12 protein-coding genes are annotated in these 13,059 nt (G+C 64.7%); 10 read left to right on the top strand and 2 right to left on the bottom strand.

Annotated elements, in window-relative coordinates; translation table 11 throughout:
• Nucleotides 1–130: 130 nt before the first annotated feature.
• Nucleotides 131–3,367 (top strand): bifunctional cytochrome P450/NADPH--P450 reductase, encoded by a 3,237-nt coding sequence (locus ACNJYD_RS27030; protein WP_212254841.1) that lies wholly within the window; start codon nucleotides 131–133, stop codon nucleotides 3,365–3,367.
• A gap of 30 nt (nucleotides 3,368–3,397) precedes the next feature.
• Nucleotides 3,398–4,072 carry a spermidine synthase gene (locus ACNJYD_RS27025; RefSeq protein WP_439363828.1) on the top strand — a complete coding sequence of 225 codons (675 nt, stop codon included), beginning with the start codon at nucleotides 3,398–3,400 and terminating at the stop codon, nucleotides 4,070–4,072.
• 14 nt (nucleotides 4,073–4,086) lie between these two features.
• On the opposite strand, the gene ACNJYD_RS27020 is transcribed toward ACNJYD_RS27025, so the two are convergent.
• Nucleotides 4,087–4,551: a nuclear transport factor 2 family protein gene (locus ACNJYD_RS27020; RefSeq protein WP_172784027.1), complete on the bottom strand. Its 465-nt coding sequence runs from the start codon at nucleotides 4,549–4,551 to the stop codon at nucleotides 4,087–4,089.
• Between the two features lie 122 nt (nucleotides 4,552–4,673).
• Entirely contained in the window at nucleotides 4,674–5,588 is a 915-nt protein-coding gene (locus ACNJYD_RS27015) for an alpha/beta fold hydrolase (RefSeq protein WP_439363827.1), read from the bottom strand.
• Nucleotides 5,589–5,750: 162 nt separating this feature from the next.
• On the opposite strand from ACNJYD_RS27015, the gene ACNJYD_RS27010 reads away from it, so the two are divergent.
• From ACNJYD_RS27010 to paaA, 8 genes are all read left to right on the top strand, one after another.
• Nucleotides 5,751–6,131: a hypothetical protein gene (locus tag ACNJYD_RS27010; RefSeq protein ID WP_439363826.1), complete on the top strand. Its 381-nt coding sequence runs from the start codon at nucleotides 5,751–5,753 to the stop codon at nucleotides 6,129–6,131.
• Nucleotides 6,128–7,210: a PHA/PHB synthase family protein gene (locus tag ACNJYD_RS27005; RefSeq protein WP_260382797.1), complete on the top strand. Its 1,083-nt coding sequence runs from the start codon at nucleotides 6,128–6,130 to the stop codon at nucleotides 7,208–7,210. The genes ACNJYD_RS27010 and ACNJYD_RS27005 overlap by 4 nt, the downstream gene beginning before the upstream one ends.
• Nucleotides 7,207–7,800: a GNAT family N-acetyltransferase gene (locus ACNJYD_RS27000; RefSeq protein WP_172784031.1), complete on the top strand. Its 594-nt coding sequence runs from the start codon at nucleotides 7,207–7,209 to the stop codon at nucleotides 7,798–7,800. Before ACNJYD_RS27005 ends, ACNJYD_RS27000 begins: the two co-directional genes overlap by 4 nt.
• Nucleotides 7,801–8,019: 219 nt before the next feature.
• Complete coding sequence (locus tag ACNJYD_RS26995; RefSeq protein WP_212254845.1) at nucleotides 8,020–8,475, top strand: phasin; 456 nt, start codon at nucleotides 8,020–8,022, stop codon at nucleotides 8,473–8,475.
• A 160-nt stretch (nucleotides 8,476–8,635) separates the two neighbouring features.
• A complete protein-coding gene (locus ACNJYD_RS26990) occupies nucleotides 8,636–9,922 on the top strand; it encodes a DUF445 domain-containing protein (protein ID WP_439363825.1) in 1,287 nt (428 codons plus the stop codon).
• A 201-nt stretch (nucleotides 9,923–10,123) separates the two neighbouring features.
• On the top strand, nucleotides 10,124–10,894 hold the full coding sequence (locus ACNJYD_RS26985) for an esterase/lipase family protein (protein WP_439363824.1): 771 nt from the start codon (nucleotides 10,124–10,126) through the stop codon (nucleotides 10,892–10,894).
• Nucleotides 10,895–11,120: 226 nt separating this feature from the next.
• On the top strand, nucleotides 11,121–11,987 hold the full coding sequence (paaX, locus tag ACNJYD_RS26980) for a phenylacetic acid degradation operon negative regulatory protein PaaX (RefSeq protein WP_271510713.1): 867 nt from the start codon (nucleotides 11,121–11,123) through the stop codon (nucleotides 11,985–11,987).
• Nucleotides 11,988–12,063: 76 nt separating this feature from the next.
• Nucleotides 12,064–13,056, top strand: coding sequence for a 1,2-phenylacetyl-CoA epoxidase subunit PaaA (gene paaA / locus ACNJYD_RS26975; RefSeq protein ID WP_172784035.1), 993 nt, complete (start codon nucleotides 12,064–12,066; stop codon nucleotides 13,054–13,056).
• Nucleotides 13,057–13,059 lie beyond the last annotated feature (3 nt).

Below are 13,059 nucleotides of genomic sequence, written 5' to 3'. Positions count from 1 at the left end.
CCCGTCATTGCGAACGCGTCATTGCGAGGAGCGGAGCGACGAAGCAATCCAGACTGCCTCCGCGGATATATTTCTGGATTGCTTCGCTTCGCTCGCAATGACGACATTGAGGCAGGGGGACTACATTTCGATGTCATCCAAGAACCGTCTGGACCCGATTCCGCAGCCGCCGACCAAACCGGTGGTCGGCAACATGCTGTCGCTGGACGCGGCCGCTCCCGTGCAGCACCTGACGCGGCTGGCCAAGGAGCTCGGTCCGATCTTCTGGCTCGACATGATGGGCTCGCCGATCGTCGTCGTCTCCGGCCACGATCTCGTCGACGAGCTCTCGGACGAGAAGCGGTTCGACAAGACGGTGCGCGGCGCGCTGCGGCGTGTGCGTGCGGTCGGCGGCGACGGCCTGTTCACCGCCGACACCCGCGAGCCGAACTGGAGCAAGGCGCACAACATCCTGCTGCAGCCCTTCGGCAACCGCGCCATGCAGTCCTATCACCCGAGCATGGTCGACATCGCCGAGCAGCTCGTCCAGAAATGGGAGCGGCTCAACGCCGACGACGAGATCGACGTCGTCCATGACATGACAGCGCTGACGCTGGATACGATCGGCCTGTGCGGCTTCGAGTACCGCTTCAATTCGTTCTACCGGCGCGACTACCATCCTTTCGTCGAGTCGCTGGTGCGCTCGCTCGAAACCATCATGATGACGCGCGGCCTGCCGTTCGAGCAGCTCTGGATGCAGAAGCGCCGCAAGACGCTGGCCGAAGACGTCGCCTTCATGAACAAGATGGTCGACGAGATCATCGCCGAGCGGCGCAAGAGCGCGGAGGCCATCGACGACAAGAAGGACATGCTCGCCGCGATGATGACCGGCGTCGACCGTTCCACCGGCGAGCAGCTCGACGACGTCAACATCCGCTACCAGATCAACACGTTTCTGATCGCAGGGCACGAGACCACCAGCGGCCTGTTGTCCTATACGCTCTATGCGCTGCTCAAGCATCCGGACATTCTCAAGAAGGCCTATGACGAGGTCGACCGCGTCTTCGGTCCCGACGTCAACGCCAAGCCGACCTATCAGCAGGTCACGCAGCTCACCTATATCACGCAGATCCTGAAAGAGTCGCTGCGGCTGTGGCCGCCGGCGCCGGCCTACGGCATCTCGCCGCTGAACGACGAAACCATCGGCGGCGGCAAGTACAAGCTCAGGAAGGGAACGTTCGTCACCATCCTGGTGACGGCGCTGCATCGTGATCCCAGCGTGTGGGGTCCCAACCCCGACGCGTTCGATCCCGAGAATTTCAGCCGCGAGGCGGAGGCGAAACGGCCGATCAATGCCTGGAAGCCGTTCGGCAACGGCCAGCGCGCCTGCATCGGCCGTGGCTTCGCCATGCACGAGGCCGCGCTCGCGCTCGGCATGATCCTGCAGCGCTTCAAGCTGATCGACCATCAGCGCTACCAGATGCATCTGAAGGAGACGCTGACGATCAAACCGGAAGGCTTCAAGATCAAGGTGCGGCCGCGTGCCGATCGCGAGCGCGGCGCCTATGGCGGGCCCATTGCAGCTGCGTCCGCGGCGCCAAAGGCGCAGCGCCAGCCCACCACGCGGCCCGGCCACAACACGCCGATGCTGGTGCTCTACGGCTCCAATCTCGGCACCGCCGAGGAGCTCGCAACGCGCATGGCCGATCTTGCCGAGATCAACGGCTTTGCCGTGCATCTCGGCGCGCTCGACGATTATGTCGGCAAGCTGCCGCGGGAGGGCGGCGTGCTGATCATCTGCGCCTCCTACAACGGCGCGCCGCCCGACAATGCCACGCAATTCGTCAAATGGCTCGGCAGCGATTTGCCGAAGGATGTCTTCGCCGGCGTGCGCTACGCCGTGTTCGGCTGCGGCAACAGCGACTGGGCTGCGACCTATCAATCGGTGCCGCGCTTCATCGACGAGCAATTGTCGAAGCACGGCGCGCGCGCGGTCTATCCGCGCGGCGAGGGCGATGCGCGCAGCGATCTCGACGGCCAGTTCCAGAAATGGTTCCCCGCAGCCGCGCAAGTCGCGACCAAGGAATTCGGCATCGACTGGAACTTCACCCGGACCGCCGAGGACGATCCGCTTTACGCGATCGAGCCTGTCGCGGTGACCGCGGTCAACACCATCGTCGCCCAGGGTGGCGCGGTGGCGATGAAGGTGCTGGTCAACGACGAGCTCCAGAACAAGGCCGGACCTTATCCATCGGAGCGCTCGACGCGCCACATCGAGGTGGAGCTGCCGGCCAACGTCGCCTATCGCGTCGGCGACCATTTGAGCGTCGTCCCGCGCAACGATCCGACGCTGGTGGATTCAGTTGCCCGCCGCTTCGGCTTCCTGCCGGCCGATCAGATCAGGCTCCAGGTGGCTGAAGGCCGGCGCGCGCAATTGCCGGTCGGCGCGGCCGTGTCGGTCGGCCGCCTGCTCAGCGAGTTCGTCGAGCTGCAGCAGGTGGCGAGCCGCAAGCAGATCCAGATCATGGCCGAGCACACCCGCTGCCCCGTCACCAAGCCGAAGCTGGTGGCCTTCGTCGGCGAGGAGGCGGAGCCGCTCGAGCGTTATCGCACCGAGATCCTCGCCAAGCGCAAATCGGTGTTCGACATGCTGCTCGAGTATCCGGCCTGCGAATTGCCGTTCCACGTCTATCTCGAAATGCTCTCGCTGCTGGCGCCGCGCTATTACTCGATCTCGTCCTCGCCGTCGGTCGACCCGGCGCGTTGCAGCGTCACGGTCGGCGTGGTCGAGGGGCCGGCGGCCTCCGGCCGCGGTACCTACAAGGGCATTTGCTCGAACTATCTCGCCAACCGGCGGCCGGGCGATACGATCTATGCCACCGTGCGCGAGACCAAGGCAGGCTTCCGCCTGCCGGATGATCCATCCGTGCCGATCATCATGATCGGTCCGGGCACGGGACTTGCGCCGTTCCGCGGCTTTATCCAGGAGCGCGCCGCGCGCAAGGCGAAAGGGACCACGCTCGGCCCGGCCGTGCTGTTCTTCGGCTGTCGCCATCCCGATCAGGATTTTCTCTATGCGGACGAGCTGAAAGCGCTGGCGGCTGCTGGCATCACCGAGCTGTTCACCGCATTCTCGCGCGCGGACGGGCCGAAGACCTATGTGCAGCACGTGCTCGCCGCGCAGAAGGACAAGGTCTGGCCGCTGATCGAGCAGGGCGCCATTATCTATGTTTGCGGCGATGGTGGAAAAATGGAGCCCGACGTGAAGGCGGCGCTCATCGCGATCCAGCGCGAGAAGAGCGGCAGCGATGCTGCCGCCGGCGCCCGGTGGATCGAGGAGATGGGCGCGAACAACCGCTATGTGCTGGACGTCTGGGCGGGCGGGTGATTGCTCGCGCTTTCGTGCTAAAGCACTCCCATGATTCCCTGGGAAAAGCTCGACACCGCCAAAATCCCCGGTTCCGACGAGGAGCTCCGCCTGATGCGGCGGGGCAAGGAGTTCTCCATCAAGCTCGGCACCAACGAGCTGATGAACAGCCGCCTGTCGGGGTCGGAAGCGGCGCTCGCCACGCTTGCCGCGAAGCAGATCGAGAAAGTCGCAAAACCCGTCGTTCTCATCGGCGGTCTCGGCATGGGTTTCACGCTACGTGCGGCGCTGGCCGTGCTCGGAGCCCAGGCGAAGATCGTCGTCTCCGAGTTGGTCCCGTCGGTCGTCGCCTGGGCGCGGGGTCCGATGGCGGAGGTGTTCGGCGACAGCCTCGATGATGCCAGGGTGAGCATTCGCGAGATCGACGTCGGCGAAGTCATCCGGGCGAAGCGTTCGGCTTTCGACGCCATCCTGCTCGACGTCGACAACGGGCCCGAGGGACTGACCCGGAAGGGCAATGACGCGCTCTACGATGCGAGCGGGCTGCAGGTCGCGAAGACGGCGCTGCGGCCGGGAGGCGTGCTGGCCGTCTGGTCGTCGGGACCCAATCCGGAGTTCACAGGGCGTCTCAAGCGCGCCGGCTTCGACGTCAACGAAGTCAACGTTCGCGCCACCGGCAGAGGCGGCGGCGCGCGCCACATGATCTGGATCGCGCGGAAGGGCTAGGCAACGACCCAAGGCTAGAACATCGTGTTGCCGTTCGCGGGGTTTTCAGGAATCTCCTGAACGACGTCCCAGTGCTCGACGATCTTGCCGTTCTCCAGCTTGAAGATGTCCACGATTGCGCGGCCCCTGGTGCCGGGCTCGCGAACGGAATGAACGTGCAAGATGACGAAGTCACCCTCCGCAAAACTGCGCTTGATCTCGCTGCGCGAGTTCGGAAACTTCTCGCGCAGGAAGCCGATGAACTTCCGGAAGCCGTCGGGCCCGTCGGGAGCGGTTGGATTGTGCTGGACGTAGCGGTTGCCGACATAGGCGAGGGCGGCGTCGGCGTCCTTCTGATTGAGGCCTTTCTCATAGAAGGCCAGCACGGTTTGGCGGTTGGCTTCTTCCTGCGCGCTGGCGGCCATCGCGTCGCCGCCGGCAAGAGACAATATGAGAATGGAAGCGGCCATCATTGCCGCGGATCGGATGATGAAATTCATGTGAGCTCCGAGAGGCCGCAGCCTCTGTTTGGCGTCTGAGACGGCCTGTATAGCCTTCATCGGAACCCACGTTAAGACAGGCACCGGCAGCTCACATGGTCACCGAGAGGAGACTGGCCGGCCTAGGCCGCCTGCGCCGCCGAGCCGTGCGCGTGCTTGTCGATAGCATCGATGATCTCCGGCCAGAAGCGCATGGGCAGCGCGTGGCCCATGCCCTCGATCATCAGCAGCTTTGCGTTCGAGATCGACGCGGCCGTGTCCTTGCCGCCTTCGGGGCGGACCAACGGATCGACGGTGCCGTGAATCACGAGCGTCGGAACCTTCACGGCGTGCAGCCGCTCCTTGCGGCTGCCGGAGGCAAGCACGGCGCGGAGCTGACGGCCGACGCCGGCCGGGTTGAGCCCGCGTGCGAACACGCGCTCGGCGCGGCCAGGGTCGAGCGCTTCCTCTTCCGGGAAGTGCCCGGCGCGCAACACGTTCCAGGTCTGGCCGTAGCGGACGATGAACTCCTCCTTGCTGCGCGGCGGCGGCGCCATCAGCATCGCGGCGGCCTCGCGGGTCGGGGGCGGCACGCGCGGATTGCCCGTCGTCGACATGATCGAGGTCAGCGAGCGCACGCGGTGCGGAAACGACAGCGTCACCTCCTGCGCGATCATGCCGCCCATGGACGCCCCGACGAGATGCGCCGACTTGATGCCGAGCGCATCCATCAGGCCGACCGTGTCCTTGGCCATGTCGATCAGCTTGTAGGTGGCGGCCACGGGGATCCGCAAGAAGCGCAGCTTCAGCAGCTCGAACGGCGTCAGGCGCTTGCCGCCGCTGAGATGGCTCGACTTGCCGATATCGCGGTTATCGAAACGGATCACGCGGAAGCCGCGGGCGGCGAGCTGCTCGCAGAACGCATCGTCCCAATGGATCATCTGTGCGCCAAGGCCCATGATCAGCAGCAACGGCTCGGCATTGTCGTTGCCGAAGATCTCGTAGCAGATGTCGATGCCGTTGGCGCGGACGGTCTGGGGCGGCTGATGGGCGGTCACGGGTCCCTCCTGCTGACCGATGCTGTATCGCACGGTTTCGTTCCGCGAAGAAGCGGCGTGTCCGACCCCGCGCCTGCTGCTTGCCGGTTGACCGGCACCGCGCAACGGTGTGGTATGGCGGGACAAGAAGGGTGCAAAGCCCTCCGCATTGGGAGGACGCTGATGACCGACAAGATCACCGATCCGGTCGCCTTGTGGCAGAAGATGGTTGGCGAAATGGAGAAGGGTTTCAACTCCTTCGCGACCAAGGCGATGGAGACGCCCGAATTCTCGCAGGCCATGAACCGCGCCGGCGGCGTTGCTGCAGGTGCTCAGAAGCAATTCGGCGATCTCATGGAGAAATACCTGCTCTCGATGAACCTTCCGAGCCGCGAGCAGATGACCGGCATCGCGGAACGGCTCCAGTCGATCGAAGGCCAGCTCGGCGAGATCAAGTCGATGCTGAGCCAGATGTCGGCCAATTCGGGCGCGCAGCAACCCGGCGCGGCGCCGCGGCCGCCGCGCACCAAGCGTCCGCCGTCCGAAGACGGAGACCAAAAATGAACGCGCCGGCGGGACTTGATCTTGCCTCGATCCCGGAGCGCATCCAGTCCGAGGTGCAGCGCGCGATTCAGCGCAGCATCAAGGGCGTCGAATATTTCTCGACCTCGGGCCCCACGCTCGGCTCGACGCCAAAGGATGTGCTGCATTCGCGCGGCACGATGAGCCTCTATCACTATCGGCCGATGTCGGATGAGATCTACCGCGTGCCGGTGCTGATCGTGATGGCCACGACCAACCGCGGCTACATCCTCGATCTCGTGCCCGGCCAGAGCTTCATCGAGTTCCTGCTGAGGCGCGGCTACGACGTCTACATGCTGGACTGGAGCGCGCCGCGGCCGGAGGAGAAGAGCCTGCGCATGGAGGACTATGTCCTCGACTTCATCCCCGATTGCGTCCGCCGCGTGCAGGCCGATTCCGGCGAGCAGGACGTCTCCGTCATCGGCTATTGCTTCGGCGGCGTGCTGTCGCTGCTCTACGGCTCGATCCACCAGGACGGGCCGATGAAGAACCTGATCTGCTTCACCACGCCGATCGATTTCCGCGAGATGAAGCTGTTCTCGAATTTCTCCGACCGCCGCTATTTCGACGTCGACCACCTCGTCGACAGCGTCGGCAACGTGCCGCCGGAGATGATCCTGTCCTCATTCGAGATGCTGCGCCCGGCCTCGCGCACGGTGAGCCAGATCCAGCTCTGGGAAAACATCTGGAACGACGAGTTCGTGAAGTCGTACCGCATGTTCGACCGCTGGGCGACCGACACGCTGCCGCTGGCCGGCGAATATTTCCGCACCATCACCAAGGACCTGATGTGGGACAACAAGCTGTTCAACGACACCATGTCGGTCGGAGGTCGCGCGGCGAAGCTCGAGAACATCACAGTGCCGATCCTGCATGCGGTCGCCGAGCACGACCACATCGTGCCCTATGACGCCGCCAAGCACCTGATCGCCAAGATCGGCTCGACTGACAAGGAAGAGGTGATGCTGAAGGGCGGTCACGTCTCGCTCGTTGCCGGCGCCAATGCGGTGAAGCGGCTGTGGCCGAAACTGGATTCCTGGCTGGGAAAGAGATCGACATGAGCGAGCAGCGTTCCTATCCGCGCCACGTCAAGACCGACGCCGGCGATATCGAGATCCGCCTGATGTCGCCCGCGGACGAGGCCGCCGTGCTGGCCTTCGGCAAGGGCCTGCCGACCCATGATCTGCTGTTCCTCCCCCGCAACATCAGCGAGCCGAAGGTGCTCTCCGCCTGGGTCAAGGAGATCGAGCGGGGTGCGATCACGAGCCTGCTCGCGGTCAGGGATGACAAGGTCGTCGGCTGCGGCACGCTGGTGCGTGATCCCCATTCCTGGTCGCCTCATGTCGGCGAGATCCGCATGGTGGTTTCGCCCGAGGTCCGCGGCAAGGGCGTGGGCAAGGCGTTGTCGCAGGAGACCTTTGCCCTCGCGCTCGGGGCAGGCCTGGAAAAGCTCTCGGTCCAGATGACGGTGGATCAGCAGGCAGCGATCGCCTTGTTCGAGAGCCTCGGCTTCAAGGCCGAGGCCCTGCTGCGGGACCATGTGCGGGACGTCGACGGCAAGACCCATGACATCGTCGTGCTCGGCCATAACATTGCGCAGGTCCAGGCTCAGATGGAGGCCTATGGGCTGCCAGGCGCCGTCCAGCACTAGCAGCGCCGTCCGGCATTAGGGCCGGATCGGGCCGATTCTGAGCCCAATGGCTAGGGAGGCACCACGATGCCTCCGGCTAAGGCTCTTCACGATTTCGTGATATCGCAGTGCAATACGAATATTGCATCGCACAATTAACCGTGCCATATAAGCCGTGCCCCGGGCCAATGCGGACGGGGTGAGCCCATAGCTCAGACCTTTGAGGATGGAGAGAACCCCATGACCACTGAAACCAACACCGCTTTCGAGGGCTTCAAGGACGCTTTCAAGAACATCCAGAACCTGGAAGTTCCCGAGGCCGCCCGCGAATTCGTCAAGAAGACCGCCAACACCGCCAAGGACCGTGCTGCCGAGGTGTTCGCTGGCTCCGAGCGCGTGACCGCCGCCGTCGAGAACGCGGTGACCGAGTCCGTCACCGAGGCCGGCAAGATCAGCCGCAACATCCAGCAGGCGATCTATGAGGACGCCGAGGCGTTCTTCTCGGGCATCGACAAGCTCGCGTCCGCCAAGTCGGTCAGCGAAGCCGTCGAGATCCAGTCGAGCATGCTCCGCGCCCGCGGTGAAGTGTTCGTCTCGCGCGCCAAGGCGACCGCCGACTATCTCGGCAAGCTCGCCGCCAACGGTGCGAAGTCCGCTCAGGACAACTTTGCCAAGGTCTACAACAAGACCGCCTGATCTGGTGCCTGAGCACAAACTGAATTTGAGGCCCGCTTCGGCGGGCCTTTTGTTTGGCGCCGCCGTCATTGCGAGCGAAGCTAAGCAATCCAGAGTCTTTCCGCGGAGGCAGACTGGATTGCTTCGCTTCGCTCGCAATGACGAGTACTGTGATGCAGTCATGGACTCATCTGCCACCTTCTCCTTCGACACTCCGGGCGATGCCGAACGAGCGGCCGAGCTGCGCCGCGTGAAAGCGCTGGCGACGTTGGTGCTGGCCTCGACGCTGGCACTGTTCGTCTTCGCAAAGTGGCTGCTGCCCGTGCATCCCGTGTTCGGCTTCATTGCCGCCTTCGCCGAAGCTGCGACCATCGGCGGGCTCGCCGATTGGTATGCGGTGGTAGCGCTGTTCAAGCGGCCGCTCGGCCTGCCGATCCCGCACACCGCGATCATCCAGAGCAACCAGGCCCGCATCGCCGACAAGCTCGGCGAATTCATCCAGGTGCATTTCCTGGAGGCGGGTCCCGTCGAGGCCAAGCTGAAAGAGATCGATTTCGGCTCCTTCGTTGCCGACTGGCTGCGCGACCGCAAACGCAGTGACGACCTTGCGCGCTTCGCACTGCGTCTGTTGCCGGAGGCGGTGTCGGCAACCGAAAGCTCCGGCCTGATGACCTTCATCATCCGCCGCATGTCCTCACAGCTCCAGGCGATCGACCTCGCGCCGCTCGCGGCCGGCACGCTGCGGGGCTTCGTCGCGGAGGGACGGCACCAGATCCTGTTCGACGATCTCCTGCGCGTGATGCACGAGACCTTGAACCAGACAGAGACGATGGCGATGATCCGCGAGAAGGTGCGCGCGGAATTGCCGACCCTGCTCAAGCTCTATCGCGCCGACAAGTTTCTGGTGAACAAGATCGTGGCCTCCGCGACGGCCTTCTTCAACGAAGTGCGCAGCGATCCCAAGCATCCGTTCCGCGGCGAGTTCGACCGCATGGTGCTGGGCTTCGTCGACCGGCTCGGCACCGACCAGGCCTATATCGACCGCATTGACGGCTTGAAGCGCGATCTTCTGGCGCGGCCGGAGCTTGCCGACCTCGCCCGCACCGTCTGGGCCAATACGCGCTCCTTCATCGAGCGCAGCGCGAGCGGCGAGACGCAGGTGCTGCAACATCATCTCGCCGGGATGTTCGTCTCCGCCGGCGAGGCGCTCGCCAGCGACGCCGAGCTGCGCGGCGAGATCAACAAGGGTCTCGTGACCGTGCTGCGCAGCTTCGTCGCGGACCAGAAGAGCGGCGTCTCGACCTTCATCTCCGATCAGGTCAAGGCGTGGAATATGACGCAGCTGATTTCGCTGATCGAAATCAACATCGGCCGCGACCTGCAATACATCCGCTTCAACGGCTCGTTGATCGGTGGGCTCGCCGGGCTCGTGCTCTACACCGTAGAATCCCTGCTCCGATTGTTGTGACTTTTGCGTCACGGCCGTTAGCATTAACGCGCGGGCCTATTGTCGCCTCGCGTCTGTCCCGCTTGAATATCGGGAACCGGCCGCCTAGCTGATTCCTGTTGCGCTGCGGAACGATCAAGAAGCCGGTGCATTGGAATTCACGCCGATTTGCCGGTCTCGCTGCCGGCGGCCTTTCCAGGATTCTTCCCAGGGGAAACATTGATGACCGCAACTGCCCAGATGCTGCGCCCGCCGTCCCGCACCTTGATGTTTCTGGAGGGGCGCGCGATCCACGAATTCGGCGCATTCCTTGGCGCGCTGCCGCTGTTGAGCCTTGCGCCGCGCGGCGATGGGCATCCGGTGCTGGTGCTTCCGGGCCTCGTGGCGTCCGATGTCTCGACACGCGCGCTGCGCGCGTTTCTGGCCAGCAAGGGCTATGCGGTCAGCGGCTGGCGCCAGGGGCGCAACTATGGCCTGCGCGAGGGCGTTCAGGACGCCATGGTCGATCTGGTCCATGAGCTCAGCGACACGCACAGCCGCAAGATCAGCCTGGTCGGCTGGAGCCTCGGCGGCCTCTATGCGCGCCAGCTCGCCAAGATGATGCCCGAGCGCGTGCGCCAGGTGATCACGCTCGGCAGCCCCTTTGCCGGCGATCCGCGCTCGACCAATGCCTGGCGCGTCTATGAATGGGCGAGCGGACGCAAGGCCGACGAGGTCGATCCGCGTTTTGGCGGCGAGCTCGCCGTGCCGCCGCCGGTGCCGACCACCGCCATCTTCAGCCGCTCCGACGGCGTCTGCGCCTGGCAGGGCTGCATGGAGAAGTCGGGCGCGCAGACCGAGAGCATCGAGGTCGAAAGCAGCCATTGCGGCATGGGCCATCATCCCGCCGCCGTCTATGCCGTGGCCGATCGCCTCGCGCAGAAGGAAGGCCAGTGGCGCCCGTTCGATCGCAGCGGCTGGCGCAGCCTGGCCTATCCCGACCCGCATCGGTGATGTCTTGCCTCTCCCCGCCTGCGGGGAGAGGCCGGATTGCATCGGAGATGCAATCCGGGTGAGGGGGACTCTCCGCGAGTCTGTCTGTCACTGAGTTTGCGGATGCTGCCCCTCACCCCAGCCCTCTCCCCGTAAGAACGGGGAGAGGGAGAAGATCGAAAGCTCTCGGGAAAGCATCGCTCCCCCTCCATTGTCGCAGCCGCACCAAACGCGCTATGGCTCGTGCATGGCGCATCCGCTCTCCCGCATCATCGACCAGCTCAAGCGCGAGCCCTCGCGCACCGGCTCCATCGTCATCACCGTATTCGGCGACGCCATCGTGCCGCGCGGTGGTTCGGTGTGGCTCGGCACGCTGCTGGAATTCTTCGAAAGCCTGGATATCGACAGCGGCGTGGTGCGCACCGCGATGTCGCGGCTTGCGGCCGACGGCTGGCTGGCGCGCGAGAAGGTCGGCCGCAACAGTTTCTATCGCCTGGCGGACAAGGGCCGCCAGACGTTCGAGGCCGCGACGCGCCACATCTACGATCCGCCGCCGTCCGACTGGAGCGGGCGCTTCGAGCTGCTACTGATCGGCAATGGCGAGGACCGCGACGCCTCGCGCGAAGCGCTGCGCAATGCTGGCTTCGGCAGCCCGCTGCCGGGCGTGTGGGTGGCGCCGTCAGGTGTGCCGATGCCGGAGGAGGCAGCGGGCGCGATCCGCCTCGAGGTCTCCGCGGAGGATGACAGCGGCCGCCGTCTGCTCAGCGCGAGCTGGCCGCTCGATCGCACCGCCGATGCCTACCTGAAATTCATGAAGACCTTCGAGCCGCTGCGCGCCGCGATCGCGCGCGGCACCGATTTGTCCGACGCCGACGCCTTCACCGCGCGGATCCTCTTGATCCACTATTACCGCCGCGTCGTGCTGCGCGATCCGCTGCTGCCCGACAGCCTGCTGCCGCCGGATTGGCCGGGCAGGGCTGCCCGCGAACTCTGCGGCGCGATCTACCGTGCGCTGCTTGCTCCGTCCGAACAATGGCTCGACGGCCATGGAACCAATGAAAAAGGGGCGTTGCCGGCGGCGCGAAAGCTGCTGGAACGGAGGTTCGGCGCCTGAGCGTTATGTTACAGAAATATCTTGCATGACGTAAATCTTGTTATATATTATCTCCCAATAAAACGGGAGGATGCGCATGTACACCCAGGCGCTGAACACGGCCGAGACCGCTGACCGCGATCTGGAGGACGCCGGCAAGGCTGCGCAATTCCAGGCCCGCATCGATGCCGAGGAGCGCATCGAGCCGAACGACTGGATGCCGGCGGCTTATCGCAAGACGCTCACCCGCCAGATCTCCCAGCACGCCCATTCCGAAATCGTCGGCATGCTGCCCGAAGGCAACTGGATCACGCGCGCGCCGACCTTGCGCCGCAAGGCCGCGCTGCTCGCCAAGGTGCAGGATGAATGCGGCCACGGCCTCTATCTCTACGCCGCCGCCGAGACGCTCGGCTCCTCGCGTGAGGAGCTGGTCGACGCCATGCTCGCGGGGAAAGCAAAGTACTCCTCGATCTTCAACTATCCGACGCTGACTTGGGCGGACATCGGCACGATCGGCTGGCTGGTCGACGGCGCCGCGATCATGAACCAGATCCCGCTGTGCCGCTGCTCCTACGGACCCTATGCGCGTGCGATGATCCGCGTCTGCAAGGAGGAGTCGTTCCACCAGCGCCAGGGCTATGAGATCATGGTGACGCTGTGCCGCGGCTCGGAGGAGCAGAAGGCGATGGCGCAGGATGCACTGAACCGCTGGTGGTGGCCGGTGCTGATGATGTTCGGTCCCCCGGATGCGACGAGCCAGCACAGCGACACCTCGACGAAGTGGAAGATCAAGCGCTTCTCCAATGACGAACTGCGCCAGAAGTTCGTCGACGCCACCGTGCCCCAGGCGCAATATCTCGGCCTCACCATTCCCGATCCCGGCATGATTCAGGATGCCGACGGGCACTGGCGCTACAGCGAGATCGACTGGAGCGAGTTCAAGCAGGTGCTCGCCGGCAACGGCCCCTGCAACCGCGAGCGCATCGCCGCGCGCCGCAAGGCGCATGAGGAGGGCGCCTGGGTGCGCGAGGCGGCCGCCGTCTATGTCGCCAAGCGCGCCCAGCGTCAGACCGCCCAAGCTGCAGAATAGGAG

This window comes from Bradyrhizobium sp. SPXBL-02 (assembly GCF_051853065.1).
GTDB lineage: Bacteria > Pseudomonadota > Alphaproteobacteria > Rhizobiales > Xanthobacteraceae > Bradyrhizobium.
This window is presented reverse-complemented; position numbering and strand designations above follow the sequence as displayed.